Origin of the sequence: Zunongwangia mangrovi, from assembly GCF_900112105.1 — a bacterium.
Classification (GTDB): Bacteria; Bacteroidota; Bacteroidia; order Flavobacteriales; family Flavobacteriaceae; genus Zunongwangia; species Zunongwangia mangrovi.
On the sequence record NZ_FOKV01000010.1, the window covers coordinates 19,401 to 37,890 of the forward strand.

General features: G+C 36.2%; 19 protein-coding genes and 1 tRNA gene. 10 read left to right on the forward strand and 10 right to left on the reverse strand.

Features of this window, described 5'->3' with window-relative positions:
* Positions 1-103 precede the first annotated feature (103 nt).
* The 6 genes from BM201_RS16545 to BM201_RS16570 all read left to right on the forward strand — a co-directional run bounded on the left by BM201_RS16545 (position 104) and on the right by BM201_RS16570 (position 6,452).
* Positions 104-2,503, forward strand: a complete 2,400-nt coding sequence (locus BM201_RS16545; protein ID WP_092544663.1) for a TraG family conjugative transposon ATPase — start codon at positions 104-106, stop codon at positions 2,501-2,503.
* Between the two features lie 12 nt (positions 2,504-2,515).
* Positions 2,516-3,112 carry a TrbJ/VirB5 family protein gene (locus tag BM201_RS16550; RefSeq protein WP_092544666.1) on the forward strand — a complete coding sequence of 199 codons (597 nt, stop codon included), beginning with the start codon at positions 2,516-2,518 and terminating at the stop codon, positions 3,110-3,112.
* On the forward strand, positions 3,112-3,966 hold the full coding sequence (locus tag BM201_RS16555; RefSeq protein WP_092544668.1) for a hypothetical protein: 855 nt from the start codon (positions 3,112-3,114) through the stop codon (positions 3,964-3,966). Before BM201_RS16550 ends, BM201_RS16555 begins: the two co-directional genes overlap by 1 nt.
* Before the next feature lie 89 nt (positions 3,967-4,055).
* Positions 4,056-4,664, forward strand: a complete 609-nt coding sequence (locus tag BM201_RS16560; protein ID WP_092544670.1) for a conjugal transfer protein TraK — start codon at positions 4,056-4,058, stop codon at positions 4,662-4,664.
* Between the two features lie 11 nt (positions 4,665-4,675).
* The gene (traM, locus tag BM201_RS16565) at positions 4,676-5,599 is read left to right on the forward strand and encodes a conjugative transposon protein TraM (RefSeq protein ID WP_092544672.1); all 924 of its coding nucleotides are present in this window, start codon (positions 4,676-4,678) and stop codon (positions 5,597-5,599) included.
* A 4-nt stretch (positions 5,600-5,603) separates the two neighbouring features.
* The gene (locus BM201_RS16570; protein ID WP_092544674.1) at positions 5,604-6,452 is read left to right on the forward strand and encodes a DUF4138 domain-containing protein; all 849 of its coding nucleotides are present in this window, start codon (positions 5,604-5,606) and stop codon (positions 6,450-6,452) included.
* A 169-nt stretch (positions 6,453-6,621) separates the two neighbouring features.
* Here BM201_RS16570 and BM201_RS16575 read toward each other — a convergent pair whose 3' ends face one another.
* From BM201_RS16575 to BM201_RS16605, 7 genes are all read right to left on the reverse strand, one after another.
* Positions 6,622-7,848: a site-specific integrase gene (locus BM201_RS16575; protein ID WP_092544676.1), complete on the reverse strand. Its 1,227-nt coding sequence runs from the start codon at positions 7,846-7,848 to the stop codon at positions 6,622-6,624.
* A gap of 224 nt (positions 7,849-8,072) precedes the next feature.
* Positions 8,073-8,146, reverse strand: a tRNA-Arg gene (locus tag BM201_RS16580).
* Positions 8,147-8,331: 185 nt separating this feature from the next.
* Positions 8,332-8,601, reverse strand: a complete 270-nt coding sequence (locus BM201_RS16585) for an ATP-dependent Clp protease adaptor ClpS (protein ID WP_092544678.1) — start codon at positions 8,599-8,601, stop codon at positions 8,332-8,334.
* A gap of 58 nt (positions 8,602-8,659) precedes the next feature.
* Positions 8,660-9,493: a 50S ribosomal protein L11 methyltransferase gene (gene prmA / locus BM201_RS16590; RefSeq protein ID WP_092544680.1), complete on the reverse strand. Its 834-nt coding sequence runs from the start codon at positions 9,491-9,493 to the stop codon at positions 8,660-8,662.
* 2 nt (positions 9,494-9,495) lie between these two features.
* On the reverse strand, positions 9,496-10,248 hold the full coding sequence (tpiA, locus tag BM201_RS16595; protein WP_092544682.1) for a triose-phosphate isomerase: 753 nt from the start codon (positions 10,246-10,248) through the stop codon (positions 9,496-9,498).
* A gap of 132 nt (positions 10,249-10,380) precedes the next feature.
* A complete protein-coding gene (locus BM201_RS16600) occupies positions 10,381-11,475 on the reverse strand; it encodes a BT_3928 family protein (protein ID WP_092544684.1) in 1,095 nt (364 codons plus the stop codon).
* A gap of 24 nt (positions 11,476-11,499) precedes the next feature.
* On the reverse strand, positions 11,500-12,048 hold the full coding sequence (locus BM201_RS16605) for a DUF1599 domain-containing protein (RefSeq protein WP_092544754.1): 549 nt from the start codon (positions 12,046-12,048) through the stop codon (positions 11,500-11,502).
* A 91-nt stretch (positions 12,049-12,139) separates the two neighbouring features.
* Here BM201_RS16605 and folP point away from each other — a divergent pair, with 91 nt between their 5' ends.
* The 3 genes from folP (at position 12,140) to BM201_RS18370 (ending at position 14,260) form a co-directional block, all read left to right on the forward strand.
* Positions 12,140-12,964 (forward strand): dihydropteroate synthase, encoded by an 825-nt coding sequence (gene folP, locus BM201_RS16610; RefSeq protein ID WP_092544687.1) that lies wholly within the window; start codon positions 12,140-12,142, stop codon positions 12,962-12,964.
* Positions 12,965-13,001: 37 nt separating this feature from the next.
* Positions 13,002-13,778, forward strand: coding sequence for a diadenylate cyclase CdaA (gene cdaA / locus BM201_RS16615; protein ID WP_092544689.1), 777 nt, complete (start codon positions 13,002-13,004; stop codon positions 13,776-13,778).
* Positions 13,779-14,074: 296 nt separating this feature from the next.
* Positions 14,075-14,260, forward strand: coding sequence for a DUF3667 domain-containing protein (locus tag BM201_RS18370; protein WP_175487073.1), 186 nt, complete (start codon positions 14,075-14,077; stop codon positions 14,258-14,260).
* Between the two features lie 246 nt (positions 14,261-14,506).
* On the opposite strand, the gene BM201_RS16625 is transcribed toward BM201_RS18370, so the two are convergent.
* Both BM201_RS16625 and truA read right to left on the reverse strand, forming a co-directional pair.
* Entirely contained in the window at positions 14,507-16,276 is a 1,770-nt protein-coding gene (locus tag BM201_RS16625; RefSeq protein ID WP_092544693.1) for an ABC transporter ATP-binding protein, read from the reverse strand.
* Positions 16,266-17,018: a tRNA pseudouridine(38-40) synthase TruA gene (gene truA, locus BM201_RS16630; protein WP_092544695.1), complete on the reverse strand. Its 753-nt coding sequence runs from the start codon at positions 17,016-17,018 to the stop codon at positions 16,266-16,268. Before truA ends, BM201_RS16625 begins: the two co-directional genes overlap by 11 nt.
* 100 nt (positions 17,019-17,118) lie before the next feature.
* On the opposite strand from truA, the gene BM201_RS16635 reads away from it, so the two are divergent.
* Positions 17,119-17,616 carry a metallophosphoesterase family protein gene (locus BM201_RS16635; protein ID WP_092544697.1) on the forward strand — a complete coding sequence of 166 codons (498 nt, stop codon included), beginning with the start codon at positions 17,119-17,121 and terminating at the stop codon, positions 17,614-17,616.
* A 273-nt stretch (positions 17,617-17,889) separates the two neighbouring features.
* Here the strand turns inward: BM201_RS16635 and BM201_RS16640 are convergent, their stop codons facing one another.
* Positions 17,890-18,300: a DUF4293 domain-containing protein gene (locus BM201_RS16640; RefSeq protein WP_092544699.1), complete on the reverse strand. Its 411-nt coding sequence runs from the start codon at positions 18,298-18,300 to the stop codon at positions 17,890-17,892.
* Between the last annotated feature and the right edge of the window lie 190 nt (positions 18,301-18,490).

An 18,490-nucleotide genomic window follows, 5' to 3' on the forward strand; every position in this document is an offset into this window, starting at 1 on the left:
TTATATATCCTTTTACTGCGAATGAGCAACCGTCCTATTTCATTCACACCAAAGGGACGATTTCCAAAGCATATCACCAATAAATTTTATTCAGGAATAACTTATGAAAAGACTTGAATTTTCAAAATATCATCCGCTAATCCATATGGATGGTAATTTAGCATATGCCAATAACGGTAACGTGATTTTAGGCTACAGTGTACATCTACCGGAAATCTATTCTCTTTCTGAAAAAGATTTTGAAAAGCTACATTCGAGCTGGTTTCAATCTCTAAAATCATTGCCTTCCGGATGCCTTGTTCACAAGCAAGACACCTATCACAAAAAGGAATATTCCGCTTCTGCCCTTCCAAAACAGCGCTTTTTAGAAAAAGCAACTTATACCTATTTTAAGGGAAGGGAATATCTCTATCATGAGTGTCATTTATTTTTTGTCCTTCCAGCCGGTAAATCCATTCAAAGTACTCGGTTTGTCAATCCGTTCAAAAAGCTGAATACCACAATTCCCAAACGCATATCCGAGCGTGTAGATCAATTTGTAAGCAGTGTATCAGATGCGGTTTCCTTCCTAAACAATAGTCGAAAAATTAGCTTAAGTCCATTGTCTCCTGAGCAATCGCTCCAACTTACAGAAGATTATTTTAATGGATATCACGAAGATCATAAAACAGATATGTTACTGCATCGTGATGGCGTAAGTGTTGGAGAACATCATTATGGTGCTATGGCAATCAATAATGAGTTGTGTTTTGGCGATCAACTGCATACCAGTAAAATCAATGAAGCTTTTACTTCCGACACCTTTAGCTTTCAAATGGGATTTATTGATGGTCTTGGTCTCGCCCTTCACGAAAATCATATGATTAATCAGGTTATGATCCTTGATGATAAATACAAATGGCGCCGGATCCTGGAACAAAAAATTGAGGCATTGAAAAAAAGTGTCAATTTTGGTTCCCAAAACAAAATCATTTTAGGTAAAATACAGGAAATCCTAGACCGTATTAACGATGATGAGCAGTCCCGAATTATAAGAGGGCATTTAAATATTATATACTGGACAAAAAAGCCATACCGGCTCTCGAACATTGCCTCAAAAATCAATTCGGAATTTAAGGAGTTGGATATTATACCCTATGCTCCGAAAGGGGAAGCTTTAAAGCATTATATCCTTAACAGCTACTGGGCTCATGCTACTAATTTCAAAGACCACGATCTTTATGTAAGTGAACTTAAACAAGCTTTATGTCTTTTAATCAATAACACCTCTTACCGATCTGATCCACAAGGCATAATTTTTAATGACAGGGCTTATAATATACCCGTATTTAAGGATGTTTGGGATGAACGAAAGAAACGGATAAAAGCTCGTAATTTTGCCATTTTTGCCCCGACCGGGGAAGGGAAATCTTTTTTAGCCAATAATATACTTCGTCAATATTTTGAGCAGGGAATTCGTCTGGTAATTATCGATCTTGGAGGTTCCTATACAAAGCTTGCCAAGCTCTATCCCGGGCAATATACCGTAATGCGATATCATGAGGGAGAAAGTCTTGGGATCAATCCTTTCTATATCGCTACAGCTAAAGATCTCACTACCGAACGGCTTGAAGATCTGGCAATATTTATATTTGAGCTCTTCGCTCCCGGCACCAGGATTGAAAAAGCGCAATCTGTAGCACTCAAAAAGATCTTAAAAGCCTATTACCAACAAGAATCCGGGATTCCTTCTTTAGCCGGTTTCTATCATTTCATTGATGACTCCGGTGAATCACTACCTGCAGCACTGGGAATCAAAATGGAATACTTTAACCGATCTGATTTTCTTCATGTTATGTCTGAGTATGTGGAGAACGGGATCTATAGTTTCCTATTTGAAGATCAGGAAGATCAAACCTATAAACTGGAAGATAAACGCTTAATAATTTTTGAACTTGATGAAGTTCGTGATAACAAAGAAATTCTTTCGGTAATGCTAAAGCTTATCAAAACAGCGGTACAGCGAACGATTTGGAGAAACCGATCCGAGCGCGGAATTATTTTGTTTGATGAATTCGCCAAGCAACTCAAATTTGATAATGTACTCGAAAGCGTTGAATTCTATTATCAGGCCATTCGTAAACAAAACGGTGCCATCGGTATTATCCTTCAATCGATCAATCAACTTCCCGGAAATACAACGGCTGCCAGTATTCTTGAAAATACGCAGGTTATTTACAGTCTTAACAATGAGAAAGGATATGATGAGCTCGCCTCGAGATTGAAGTTATCCGATCATGATCTAACGCAACTGCGATCCATCCGTAACAATTTCTCGGGGTCGCGAAAGTATACCGAGATCTTCATTAAGATTGGAAAAGAAAGTAACATCTTTCGCTTGGAAGTACCTCCCGAAGTTTATGCCGCTTACCTCACCGATGGTGCCGAAAATGAAGCGATAATGGACAATTACAATAAAACCAATGATATGGAAGCGGCTATAAAAGAATTTTTAAATCCATAAAACTTACAGCTTATGAAAACATTACTTACCGCTAAACAGCACCTTATATGTATTACCATCATCTCATTTCTAATACTAATTCCGGGAAACATACAAGCTCAGGGAATGCCGGTCTATGACAATACCAACTTTATCAGCTTGGCGCAACAACTGATCGAATCAGCCAAACAAACATCCAATTTGGTACAGACCGTAAACTTCTTAAAGGAGCAAAAAGAAAATCTGGAAAAGGTAACCAATGTTGTCAAACAATTACATGCCGTTCAGGAAATTACCGAAAATAACCAGCGCCTATACCGGATGGTTCGTGATGATCTTCGGGAAATCTTAGCCTCTCCCTATATCCGACCTTCAGAAATCGAAAGGGTCAGTGATGCTTTTAATCGCATCATTGAAACCAGCCTTGAAGATCTTAGTTATATGGAAAGTATTTTATCCAGTGATTATCTCAAAATGAGCGATGCAGAACGGGCAAAAATCCTTCAGGAGAAAAAGGAGGCCTCGCGGCAAATGGTAATGGAAATCAATCAGAAAACAAAAAGATACCGGGACATCATCTCCTTCCGGGAGATGCAGGATAAAATCAATAATCGCGAAAATGAATTCTAATGAATGCTTTGCCAGCTTATAGTATTGGTCTGGAATACGTAGATAGTGTCTTTCAGATTATTAAAGACAGTGACTTCTCTCAGTATACTATCACCGGAATAAAAGGACTTGGTGTTGTATTATTTCTAGTGAATATTCTGAAAAAATACAATGAGGGAATTGCTGACCGTGAAGGATATACCTGGGGACTCAGCCCCGGGGCATTAGTCAAAAATTTTGCCGTGATCTTAGTCGTTGTGTTTTCCACGCAGCTTTTGGGCTTCTTTGACACTATTCTTGTTGCTATTGAAGAGGACTATCGGGATACGGCACCTCCGTTGCTTCCTCTTCAGCTACAGGAAATGGAACTGGAAACAGAATATACCGGAATTGCCGGTGGCATAGAGGTAGCGCAAAAGGCACTGGCAACTTTATACGATGTTTTGGTTACCCCGCTTTACGGCGTCAAAATGATTTCCTTTATGGCGGGTCTGTTTTTATGGATCCTGGATCTATTTATATATCCATTATTTCTGGCCGAGCGCTATTTTTTATTAGGACTAATGCAAGCATTTTTCCCACTGATCATCAGCCTTTCGGTATTTGATAAATTCCGATCTATGGCGTACCAGTTCTTTAGACTCTACACCGCTGTCTACATGCTGGTTCCGGCATTTTTTCTGGTCAACATTTTCATCAATACACTTTATACCCAAATCAATGCAAATTTCTGGAATGAGCTTCTCGGTGTAACGATGGATAATGCGTTGATCAACATCATTATTGAAGCAGGCTCCATAGGCTTTATTGTATTCCTGAAGTTTAAACTCTATAAAAAAGCGACCAGTTTTAGTCTTCGCTTATTTACCTCATGAAGTAGTTCATTAACCTTTCTTATTCAGGTAGCGCTTAAGCCTATCAAATCCCGATTATCGGGTAAAATTCATCTCTAATCCATTTAATTATGAAAACGCCTTATACTGATATTTTTGCAATACTAAAATTAAACCGTCTGGTCTCCATAAGTATAAGCATTGGTGCATTCCTTGCGATTAGCTACTCCGCATGGCTAACCTATTCCATCCATAATGAAGCATTAAATAATGCATTTGCTGTTGATGCCAATGGCAACGTACTCTCCTTAACTTGGGAAAACAAACAAGATCATCTGGATGTGGAAGTATTGGCGCACCTGGATAATTTTCACCGGTATTTCTATGAGCTGGAATCAGGAACCTACGAAAAACATATTGAAAAAGCCTTATGGCTCGGGGATCAATCCGTAAGCGATTTATACCAACAAAAAAAGGCTGATGGTGTTTATAATCGCTTGCTGCAATATTCCTTAGTACAACAGGTGACTCAGGTACAGAGTGAGATTGATATACAGAACACTCCTATTCCGTTTCGAACCACCACAATTTTTAAAATTAACCGTGGGGGAATTACGGATACCTATAAGCTTATTACTTCCGGAAAAATACTCCGGGTAGAACGGCATTTTCCTAAAAACCCGCATGGAATGCTGATCACTGACTTTTACGAAAACTCCCTTCAAAAAGTAACCTATTAAAATTAAAAATTATGAAAATACCTAAAAACAGTATTGTTTTTATCACTCTTACGGTGATTGTAATTGCCTTTATTGTCGGCGCCATATTTTGGTATCTTGATGATGGGCAGGAAAATGAAAACCTTCAACGCACGGGTATCCCCGAACTCTCTGAAGAGCCCATAACTTATACTTCCAAATTAGAAGCACTCAATAATCTGGAAGAAACAAAAGAGCGAACCGCGCCTAGTATTTATCAGGAATATGATAAAGATCGCCTGAATAGCAGGAGTCCATCCAGTGGGATTAATCCCTCCATTCCCATGCAGGATAGTTTACTACCCAATCCACCGCCACATGCGCAAAGCTCAAAAAAAACAGAGGTCGAGAATAGTTCAGCAAATCATTTAAATCCTAGCTTAACCAGATCTTCTGACTCTTTTGAATATCATTTTAATATGAAAGAGCGGGCATTAGATCATCAATTGTTTTTTACGGCACATTCCGAAAAACAATTACTCCATAATACTTTTACAGACTCTGTTATTCCAGCTGTTGTTGATGGGCATCAGGTCGTTCGATCCGGTTATCGTTTGCAACTGCGATTAAGTAAAGATTGTAGTATCAATGGTCATCGATATCCTAAAAACACCAAACTATTCGGGTTTGTACGATTTCAACCTAATCGCGTGCTCATTGATATCTCACGAATCAACCATGAACCTATAGCATTAATGGCTTATGATCAGAGTGACGGTAATGCTGGTATTTATATCCAAAATAGCTTTCAGGCCGAAGCAAGCCAGGAAGTCTTTGGAGATGTCGTTGATGATATTCAAATAACAGGAGTTCCACAGGTCAGTGGTCTTCAACGGATTTTCAGAAAAAATCACCGCAATATCAAAGTCACCATTAGCAATAACTATAAACTTCTTTTAAAACCTTCTAATATTTAAAACCATGAAAACTGTATTTACTCTTTTTCTTATCCTTTTCTATGGAAGTATTCAGGCAGAAACTTCTAAAGCTCTGGATACCCTTTATGCTAACGAAACCTATAATGTAGCCTTGTTTTTTTCAAAACCAATTCGTCAGGGAATTACGGGAGCTGAAAATTTTGCTTTTACATTTAATCGTGATCAACAGCAAAATCTTGGACTTTTACAGGCCAGTCCCGGTACACTTACCAATTTACTGGTGATCTGCAATGATGGTTCGGTATATAGCTATATCCTAAAGTATAGAAAAGAACTCTCCAAACTCACTTATTTTTTGAGTGCAGAATCAAGTATTGGAAATGAATACTATCAAACAGAAGTATCGGAACAGCAAAAGAACCAGAATATTACAAGTGATTCTCCTATGATTAAAAATGATAGTATTGATTATAAACCAACATGCAAGGCAATCTTAAATAGTCAGGAGCATATTCGAAAAAAGAAAAAAAGTAAGTATGGCATCAAACTGGAACTTCAAAATATTGTGTTTAGGGATCATCAGCTGTATTTTAAATTTCAATTAAGCAATACCTCTACTCTGGACTATGATCTTAATTTTCTTAAACTCTATGTACAAACGAAGAAAAGGGGAAAGAAAAAATCCATGCAAAGTGTTCTGAAAAAACCTATATACTCCCACCAAATACCTACTAAAATAACTGGTGGAGCAAAAGCGAGTTTTGTCGTCGCATATGATAAGTTTTCCATGGCTAAAGATAAACGGCTTTTTATTGATCTCAACGAAGCAAATGGCGAACGCCATATCGATCTAAAAGTAAATAGTAGAGTGGTTAACTTTCCGAATACATAAATACTAAAACTAAAAAATCAAGGTTTATAAGTTATCCAAAATGGACCACCTTTAATTTGGTATCAATAGGTAGCTTTTGTACGATAAAGTGTAGAAATAAATGCACGAATATTATTAAAAAAAGGATAGCTTTCTTAACTATCCTTTTTATTTTCAAAATTACAAAGACTTATCGATTCCGTAATTTCTTACTAAGATCTGACATATCATTACTCAATTTATCCTCCAAAACTCTAGCATAAATTTGAGTAGTGGCTATTTTCGTATGCCCTAATAGTTTTGAAACAGTTTCTATAGGAACACCGTTTGCCAGGGTTACCGTAGTAGCAAAGGTATGTCTGGCCATATGAAACGTAAGGTTTCTCTTTATATCACAAAGCTCTGCCACTTCTTTCAAATAAAAATTCACTTTAACATTGGTAATTAAAGGCAAAAGACTCCCAGCTATCGCTGTCATAGGATGATGCTCATATTTTTCAATAAGCTCTAAAGCTTTGTCAAGCAACGGAATCTTGACCTTTGTTTTCGTTTTATTTCTAAAGGTAAATATCCATTTTTGCCCATCTAATCCTATCCGTATATTATCCTTCGTAAGTTGATTAATATCCGAGAAACTAATGCCGGTGTAACAACTGAATATAAATAGATCTCTTACCCTATCCAATCGCTCGTTATGAAAAATAAAATCCTCTATTATTTTTAATTCGTTTGAATTAAGAAAATCACGCTCTTTCTTCTCAAAGGTGGGCTTCCAACGAACAAAAGGATCCTTATCAATCCACTCTAGATGAAAAGCCAATGTTACTATTTTTCTAAGGCGTTGAACATGCTTCATCACCGTATTATGACTCATAGCATTAATATGTCCCTTAGGCCAACATGTAAAAAGAAAATTCGAAAAATCATTAATGAACTTATAATTAAGCTCACTTAAGTAGATAGAATTTGTATGAAGCTCTTCTTTTAAGAATCGATAAATATAGTTTTCAGTAACCTTAAAATTTCGGATAGTGCCTTTGGTTAATGTACCATTGATTTTTTGAGCATGATAATCCAAAATGTCAACCAATGTTTTATCTTTTGGACCTTCTCCTAAGAAATTAGCTTTTAAAAGCTCCGCGGTTACCTCCCTATTTTGGAAGCGCAAATCCTGATAGTTCTGAAAAATCTTCGTCCGGGTCTCATCTATTAGGTTATTAGATTCTTTGGCAAGTTTAGAATTACCATTTAAGCGTTGGGCTGTAGCATCCCATAAATCATAGGGGATTTTGGATTTCAAACTAACATTTACCCGTTGATTGTCCAGAGAGATTCTGACATAAAGATTAGTTTGATTGTTCTTCACTCTGGAGGAATACACCCAGAATAAAATGGAAAAAGTTTTTGAAGTACGCATAATAGTCGTCTTTAAGTTAATACTCAGTAAAGACGAAAGTCAAACCACCAAATTTTAAATCACTGATAATCAAAGTGTCAACATGTTGACAGAATAAAATTATGTTGACGATCTGTGAACTACTAAAGGTAATAAAACGCTCACAAACAAAACCCTCTAAAAACATAAAACCCTGTAAATCATAGTATTTACAGGGTTTTAGTTCTTTCTATCTTCTTTAAAAGTGACCTCGGCAGGATTCAAACCTGCAACCTTCTGAGCCGTAATCAGATGCGCTATTCAGTTGCGCCACGAGGCCTTAATTTGTTCGCTAAAGGCAAATGCTTTAAGCGGGTGCAAATATATTCTTTATTTTAGATTCAGAAAAACTTTTAGATACTTTTTTTGAAGAAAAAACAGATTAAATTTATAAAGTATTAATGCCTAGCGAGTAACAACTTTCCTTATTAAAAAGAATTTATACTGTATTTCGACAATATTAGCTTAGACGATTTCTGCACTCAAACCTGCGTCTAAAAGCTTAGAACATCTCGGTTTTAAATCATCAAAAGCTCCGGTTTTTACCGTACATTTTCCTTTATAATGTACCAAAATAGAGCATTGTTCTGCCTGCTCTGGAGTATGATCACAAGCGTAAATTAAAGTCTCGATTACATGATCAAACGTATTGTAATCGTCGTTATATAAAACAATCTCGTTTTCTTTGCCTACTTGGGTATCTACCTTCTCTAAAACTTCTTCTTGGGTACTCATAGGGTATTAATTTTGATTCAGATACTTTGCAAAAGTACAAAAAAGTAAGTTAAAACTCTCATAAAGAAAACTTTACCGCCACCCACTTATCTTTTTCAAGGTTTTCCTGAAATTTTAATCCTAGCTTTTCGCAAGCTTCCTGAATAATCGGGATGTCTTCTTTATAGAATCCACTTAAGTACAAATCTCCGCCAGGTTTTAATACCGAAACATATTTCGCCATATCATTCAGCAAAATATTACGGTTAATATTCGCTATTATAGCGTCATATTTTTTTTCGCCCAGCCGTTCTGCTCCGCCTTCTTTAACGCTAATTTCAGGAACGTTATTGCGTTCAATATTTTCCAGTGTATTTAGATAGCACCAGTTATCAATATCGATGGCTTCAACAGGGTTTGCGCCTTTTTGCGCACTTAAAATAGCCAAAACTCCGGTTCCGCAGCCCATATCCAAAACAGATTTTCCCTTCCATTCGTTTTTCAGGATAAACTGAATCATCATGTGCGTTGTTGCATGATGCCCGGTTCCAAAACTCATTTTTGGCTCGATAACAATATCGAATTCGGTTTCTGGTTTTGGATGAAAAGGAGCCCGTACACTACAAATATCATCAACCACGATGGGCTGAAAATTTTTCTCCCATTCTTCATTCCAATTTACCTGTTGTATTTCAGAAGAAGAATAGGAGATTTCAAATTCATCAGAATCTAATATCTGAACTTCAGCCAGCATTTCTTCCTGAAATTCATCTTTCAGAATATATGCTGTAACGCCATCTTCATTTTCCACAAAACTCTCAAATCCCAAAGCACCTAATTCAGCAATTAATATCTCTGAAGCAGGAACTGGCGGATCTATTTTAAACTGAAATTCTAGATAATTTGATGCCATTTTTAAAATGAGTTCACTATTGCTAAAAAGTCTTCTGCCTTAAGACTTGCTCCACCAATTAAACCTCCATCTACATCTTTGTTAGCAAAGATCTCTTTAGCATTTCCAGGCTTACAGCTACCGCCGTAAAGGATAGAAACTTCTTCTGCAATTTCGCTTCCGTAAGCATCTGCAACGCTCTTTCTAATAAATGCGTGCATTTCTTGAGCTTGCTCTGGTGATGCAGTTTCTCCTGTACCAATAGCCCAAACTGGCTCGTAAGCAAGGATAATATTTTTCCAGCTCTCTTTAGAAAGATGGTATAAACTTTCTTTAAGCTGACTTTCAACTAAATCGAAATGCTTATCTGCTTTACGATCTTCTAATTCTTCCCCAAAGCAAAAAATCACGGTCATATCATTTTCTAGAGCTGTATTTACTTTTTCAGCAAGAAGCTCGTTAGATTCTTTAAAATAAGCACGTCTTTCACTGTGCCCTAAAATTACTGTTTCTACACCTACACTTTTAAGCATCGCTGCGGAGATTTCTCCTGTAAAAGCACCATTTGCATTTTGATGCATATTTTGTGCTGCTACAGTTATTGGCGTATCTTTTAAAGCTTCAAAAGCAGGATATAAATTAGTATACGTTGGCGCAACCATGATCGTTGCTGCTGGATCTGCAGAAACTTGTTTTTTAAGATCTGCGATTAGCTCCTGGGTTTGAGCCAGGTCATTATTCATTTTCCAGTTTCCGGCTACAATATTTTTTCTCATAATTTAGTATTCTAAAGTTGTTTAAATTTTAAGCTGATTTCTACAAATATACCGATTCGATCACACATAAGTCCTTTGTATAAAAGGCTTTTATAGCTTTTTATTAATCTTCTAAGACTTTTTAGAATTTGCTTATAATTTTATAGCTGAAGCGTCTGACCAGTGCTTTTTTTGTGTTATCGTTCCCTTTTCTAAAACCAAAATTCCGGGATTAGCGCGTACCACCGTTTTAAGAGCCGTAGCATCGGTTTGATAAAAAGGAAAATTAAGACTGAATTCTTCTTTGATCTGTGATTTTAAAGCGTCACCTGAAGCTGTTAAACCAACCACCTGGTAACCTTTGCTATTAGCTTCTCTCTCTAAAGATTTAATAGCTTCGTAACCTTGCTTTTCGGTAAGATTTAGATCGTAAGCTACAATTAGTAATACTTTTTCGGCTTCAAGAATTTCTGAAGTAATATCTTCTCCATCATCCAAAATCTGGAAATCGTGAATTGGCGGAACATAACCTTCTTCGATCATTTCAGTATCTACCTCAATAAATTCACCTTCATGTTGTGGATAACTTCCATCGGTTACTACCACTTCTTCCTTTCCATTTACGTTGAATTTCCAATGATATTCAAAAACATCGGTCGCTGCACCTTCTGGAATATCACGCAGTTCTGGTATATTATTTCCTACTTTATACGGTCTAAAATCGATCACCGGCAAATGCATCAACACATAATATGCGTATAAAAAACATAACATATAACTTAAGAAAATGATCCAACGATGGCTCGCTGGAACAAAAACTGGAGTGATCATCTTTTTATTAAAGAACAATATCAATATAAAAACCAGCAAGATGAGATCCTTGGTAAAGCTTTGCCAGGGTGTGAGCGGAATAGCATCTCCAAAACAACCACAATCGGTCACTTTATTAAAGTAAGCCGAATAGAACGTGAGAAAAGTGAAGAAAATGATCATTAGCACCAAACTCCACATCGTGAATTTTGGCAAATATCCAATGAGCAGCATAATTCCCAATACCAGCTCGAAAACACAAATTAAGATGGCAATTACCAGCGCAAAAGGAGATAGAAAATCTAGACCTAAAACCTCTGGTGAAAAATATTCCTGAAGTTTATAAGAGAATCCAATAGGATCGTTCAGTTTTATAAATCCTGAAAAAATAAAAAGGACCCCAACAAAAATACGGGCGAATTTCACTAATAACTTCATCTTAAAATTGGTGGTTTTTGGATATTATTTTTCTTCAGCTTCAGCAAAATGGATCATCGCAAATACCGCGTAATTGATCATATCCTGATAGTTGGCATCGATACCTTCGCTCACTAAAGTTTTACCTTTATTATCTTCAATTTGCTTTACGCGTAATAATTTCTGAAGAATAAGATCGGTTAACGAACTTATACGCATATCACGCCATGCCTCGCCATAATCGTGATTTTTATTCATCATCAATTCTTTGGTTGCAGTGATCTTTTCGTCATAAAGTTTTGAAGCTTCATCTGCATCTAAATCTGGCTGATCTGCAATTCCTTTTTCAAGCTGAATAAGTGCCATGATCGAATAATTGATAATGCCAATAAACTCAGATTTTTCGTCTTCATCTACTTTTCTTACTTCATTTTCCTGAAGTTTTCTTATTCGCTGTGCTTTAATAAAGATTTGATCGGTTAAAGATGGCAGTCTTAAAATTCGCCATGCACAACCATAATCTTTCATTTTCTTGGTAAACAAACTGCGGCAGATTTCAATTACTGCATCGTATTGTTTCGAGGTATCTTGCATAAAACCGTGGTAATTTGCGTAAATTTCGGGCAAATATTCCAGCTGGTCAAAATTATTTTGAACCGCCCCAAAATTTAAAACTTCTAACAGCATGACCATCAATTGCAAAGGCAAGCTTATCGATCTTTCTTCTCCCAAAGTGATGGGAATATTAAATATTACGCCCGATTCTTTTTTTGAACATAGCCGAATGCAAAACGAAAGCGATCTTCTTAAAAAAGCCGAATTAATGCTGAAGCAGGGTGCTACTTTTATCGATATTGGCGGATATAGCAGTCGCCCAGATGCTAATGATGTTGCTGAAGATGAAGAATTAAACCGGGTAATGCCTGCTATCGAAATTTTGGTAAAAGAATTTCCTGAAATTTTAATTTCTGTAGACACTTTTAGAAGTAAGGTTGCTGCTGAAGCTATTGAAGCTGGTGCAGCAATAATTAATGATATCGCAGCCGGAAATCTGGACGAAAAAATGATGCCCTTAATCGCACAATATCAGGTTCCGTATATTATGATGCATATGCGTGGTACACCAAAAACCATGAGGCAGTTAACCGAATATGAGGATCTGGTTGGCGACATCACCTATTATTTTTCAGAAAAAATTAAAGAAGCTCGAGCTTTAGGCATTAACGATATTATTTTAGATCCCGGTTTTGGTTTTGCAAAAACAACCGAGCAGAATTTTGAATTACTGAAAAAATCAGATCTGTTTTCAAGCTTTAAGCTTCCCATGCTTATTGGGATTTCCAGAAAAACAATGATTTACAAAACATTGAATATCGATCCAACTGAAGCACTTAATGGCACTACCGTTCTAAATACTTTAGCGCTTACCAAAGGTGCGTCGATTTTAAGAGTTCATGATGTTAAAGAAGCAATAGAAGCTATAAAATTAGTATCGCATTTCAGCAAGTAATCTTTTATTTTCTATTTTTACATAAAACCTCGCAAATTTGGATATTTTAAGTATTCGCTTCCTGGATATTCTCGATATTGTTCTTATCGCAATGCTTTTGTACTATGTTTATAAACTGGTAAGGGGCACAGTAGCGGTAAATATCTTTATTGGTATCGTGATCATCTATTTGGTGTGGCGACTTACACAGCTTCTTCAAATGGAACTTTTAAGTAGCGTTTTAGACCAGTTTGTAGGCGTAGGAATGTTTGCTCTAATTGTGGTTTTTCAGCAGGAAATAAGAAAATTTCTTTTAATGATCGGGTCTGCAAATATTACATATAACGGGCGTTTTTTCAGAAATTTAAAATTTACTCGTAACGATTCTGATGATGGTGCTACTAACGTAGATGTAATCGTAGATGCTTGCGAATCTATGGGACGTACTAAAACGGGAGCGCTAATCGTGATCCAAAGAAGTACCAAATTAGATTTTGTAAAGAACAGTGGTGACGAGATGAATATTGAATTAAATCAGCCAATTATCGAGTCGATTTTCTTCAAAAATAGTCCGCTGCATGATGGTGCCATGGTGATCGAAGAAAACAAAGTAACAGCCACAAGAGTTATTTTGCCAGTTTCTAACGATCGATCGATACCGCTTAGATTTGGATTAAGACACCGTGCTGCTGTTGGTATTACTGAAAAAACCGATGCTTTAGCACTTGTAGTGAGTGAAGAAACAGGACAAATTTCGTACATCCGTGATGGAGAATTTACCATGTTTGAAAGTAATACTGAATTACGTGAGCGATTAAAAGAAGACCTAAGATAAAGGATTTGAGATTTGAGATTTGAGAAAATTGTAATCAGACAATTAGAAATCAGAAGAGAACACGAAATTCTTTTTCAAATTGAAGCTTTAAAAGTCTAATTTCTATAGTCTCCTATCTAAACTTTTAAGCCGCTAAAAACGGAAAGCGAATCGACCTAGTATTTATGTTCTAATTTCTAAAAAGGTCTATACTTTTTTTTTCGAGGTTTTATGAAAAACGAAATTTTACATTCTGAAGCTTATTTTTGTAAAAACTGCCATGCTCCACTTTCTAGTGAACATGTGTATTGCTATGCTTGCAGAGCAAAAAAATTGATTCGAGATTAGATCTAAAGCTGGTTTTTGAAGAATTCAGCACCATTTTTTTTAATATCGACAATACTTTTCTAAAGACATTTACCACGCTTTTCAAAGCTCCAGAAAAAGTTATAGATAGTTATATCACTGGCGTAAGAAAACGATACCTGAATGTAATTAGTTAGTTTACGATCGGACTTACCCTTGCAGGTTTTCAAATATTTTTTCTTAGAAAGTTTTATCCTGAAAGTTTAGAATTACCCGGAATAAATGATAATGCAGGCCAAATTCTTACTTGGAGTTGTGATAGTTTCAGCGTTAATAATCGTTGCAACGGGTGCAGGTAAAGCTTTTCAACATTCAGTTTAAAAAAGACTAAGCTTATATTAGCAAGATTCGATAAAACGAGATTAAATTTTTCAACTACCGACTTAAGCAGATTCTTCAGCCATAAACTGCACTTCGTAAAGCTTGCGATAATGACCATTATCTTTCAGTAATAATTCGTCATGCGTTCCCATTTCTACGATTTCACCACTGTCCATTACCATGATCTTATCGGCTTTTTTAATGGTAGCCAATCGATGCGCAATAACGATCGAGGTTCTTCCTTTGGTAATTTTATCTGTAGCCTCCTGGATAAGCTGTTCACTGTAAGTATCTACAGAAGATGTTGCTTCATCCAGTACCAAAATACTAGGATTACTTACATAGGCTCTTAAGAACGAGATTAACTGGCGTTGCCCAGAACTTAACATCACACCACGTTCTTTTACATTATAATGATAGCCGTTTGGTAACGAACTTATAAAATCGTGTATCCCGATTTGTTTAGCAGCCGTGATCACATCGTCTTCAGTAATATCTGGATTATCTAATTTGATATTATGCATTATCGTATCGGCAAATAAAAACACATTCTGAAGCACCACAGCAATTTCAGAACGCAGCGATCTTAAAGTAACATCTTTAATATCGATACCATCTACAGAAATTGTTCCGCTGTCGATCTCGTAAAATCTGTTCAGCAGATTAATAATGGTAGATTTTCCAGCTCCTGTTGCTCCAACAATGGCGATCGTTTCACCTGCTTTTGCCGTAAAGTTTACACCACGTAAAACTTCTTCTCCCTCTACATAACTAAAACGAACTTTATTAAATTCGATATCTCCTTTAATAGATTGAAGCTCTTTTTCACCTTCATCTGTAATCGTAGAATCGGTATCTAAAATCCCAAAAACACGATTTGCGGCAACCATTCCCATCTGCAACGTATTGAATTTATCGGCAATTTGACGCAATGGTCTAAACAACATCTGCGATAATTCAATAAAAGCGATAATAACACCAAGGGTGATATTTGGATTATCATTTACTGCCTGCAAACCACCAAACCACACGATTAGACCAACGGTGATCGAAGTAGACATTTCAGCAATAGGAAAGAAAATAGAGTTATACCAAACAGTTCTTACCCATGCTTTTCGATGTTTATCGTTGATATTTTTAAAATTCTGATATTCGGCTTTCTCACGATTAAAAAGCTGAACGATCTTCATCCCAGTAATTCGTTCTTGCACAAAAGTATTAAGATCGGCTACCTGGGTTCTCACTTCTTCAAAAGCAATTTTCATTTTTTTCTGAAAAACCCTGGTGGCGTAAATAATAAATGGCAACACCGTTATAACCAATAAGGTTAATTGCCAGCTTTTATAAAACATAAAACCTAGTACCACGATCATTTTTAAAAGATCACTAATGATCATAAAAAGTCCCTGGCTAAAAATACTTGAAATCGTTTCGATATCACTAACCGCACGAGTTACCAATCGCCCCACAGCAGATTTATCATAATACTTCATCTTAAACTGAAGCATATGCTTAAATAAATTTACCCGCAGATCTCGAACAACATTTTGTCCTAACAGGTTTGCAAAGTAGATAAAGAAAAACTGCGAAGTCACTTCTAAAATAAGAAAACCTATCATTAAAGAAACGTAGAAAATAAGGTTTCCGTTATCTTTTGGTGTGATAGAATCGTCTATAGTTACCTGTAATAAATAAGGTCTTGCAACAGCAAAAAACGACAATAAAATAGCCGTTATAGCTACAAAGTAAAAAGTTAATTTATAGGGATTTGTATATTTAAGCAGGCGCTTAAAAAGATCAAAATCAAATGCATTTCCTGTCTTAGAGGCCATCAAAAAGTGCTGTTTTAGGGTATTCTATTTTGGTTAAATATAAACCATGCGCCGGAACCGAAGTTCCCGCCATACTTCTGTCTTCGCTTTTAAGGATTTCTTTCAAAAATTCAACCGAATTTTTACCAAGACCAATATCCAGCAAGGTTCCAACGATCGCTCTCACCATATTTCGCAAAAAACGATTTGCTGAAATATGGAATATAAGTTCGTCTTCAGTTTGTTCCCAAAAAGCTTCAGTAATGCTGCAATTATACGTTTTTACATCGGTTCGGCTTTTTGAAAAGCACTTAAAATTAGTGTAATCTTTCAACATAGCCGCTGCGCGATTCATTTTTTCGATATCCGGTTGCTTTAAAAGATAGTACGCCAAATCGATCTTAAATGGGTCTTTAGAATTTACAATATGATATTCGTAACTTCGGCTAGACGCATCAAAACGCGCATGTGCCTCTGGCTGAACCTTAAATAGTTGCTGAATCGAAATATCTTTTGGTAAAAATGAATTCAGTTTAAATTGAAGTGTTTTTTCATCGAATTTCATCTTGGCATCAAAATGCGCATACAATTGTTTGGCATGCACACCGGCATCTGTCCTGCCCGCTCCTACTACTTCTATATTTTGCTGAAGAATTTTTGAAAGCGCCTCCTGAAGTACCTGCTGAACACTAACAGCATCTGGCTGAATTTGCCAGCCATGATAAGCAGTACCCAAATAGGCTAAATCTATAAAATACCTCAAAGCTAAACTGAATTTTCTAATTTTGCAGCGCACAAAGATAAGGCATTTATTCTGCTAAATCGAACTTAAGCAAAAGCTTTAACCTGAAAACAATTCTGCTTTGAAAAAGATATTATTATTAAGTGATACACATTCTTATATCGACGATAGAATTATCCATTATGCTGAACAAGCCGACGAGATTTGGCATGCCGGCGATATTGGAACTATAGAGGTAACCGATAAACTAAAAGCTACAGGAAAACCCCTGATCGCTGTTTTTGGAAATATCGATAATGCTGAAATTAGAAAGGAATTTCCTCTAAACCAGCGCTGGATGTGCGAAGGTGTAGATGTTTGGATCACACATATTGGTGGCTATCCTAAGAAATATAATCCGGCGGTAAGAGATGAAATTCGGCAAAATCCGCCTAAATTATTTATTTGTGGCCATTCACATATTTTAAAAGTAATGATGGATAAAGATTTAGGTTTACTACACATGAATCCCGGTGCTGCGGGAAAACACGGTTGGCATAAACAACGAACTATGCTAAGATTTGTAATCGATGGTGAAGACATTAAAGACCTGGAAGTTATTGAACTGGCAGGGAAATAGTTTTAGGTATTGAGTTGGCAGCTTCAGTAAGCAGTCGGTTATTGCGACGTAAAATTAACAGTCACTGTAGGCAGTCCAGGAAGGCGGTTTGAGCTTAAGTTTTAAATAATTTAGCTTGAAAAGATCGAATTTTGACTTGGTAATAATCTAGAATTTATTTGAAAATGATCAGCAAACTACTTCAGGATATTATAGCCTTTGGCGGTGCTAATAAAAAAACCCGAAGTCTTCACTTCGGGTTTTTAACGCACTAATACTACTAAGATGATAGGCTTATCGTAATCGGTCTACAGATTTTACAAGATCTTCGTCCTTTTTAATGGCTTTATTCGCCAGAACTAGAAAAACGATAGAAATGATAGGAAGAAACATCCCAATACCCTTCTCTGAAATATTCATTTCTCCGGGTAAACTTAGTGACCAATAAACAAACACTCCTAGTAAAAAAAAGTTTAATATGATATTGATACGCCCCAATACAAATTGAAGCTTTCTATTCTTAAACATAAAAATACTGATCAAAGATAATAATCCAGATGCAATAAACATGATAAACACCGTTAATTGATCTAAAGCGTAAACTGCGCTACCTTCTTCAGTTTGCCACAAAGCAAATACAAATATAAGCCCAAGGCTTACTATTGCTGCTATGAGTAAATAAACTGTCTGTATTCTTTGAAGCATATTGTCTTAAATCTGCCGACAAAAATAAAATAAAGTTTTTAGAAAAAACAGCTATTTTTCTAAATAAAGTTGTATAATTGCATACACATTTCGTAACCGGTTCTTTACAGGTTACTTATGACTCCAAAAAATTTATTTTTCTATTCTTCCAAAAAGAAGTCTATACAATCAATCCAAACAAATTTATTCT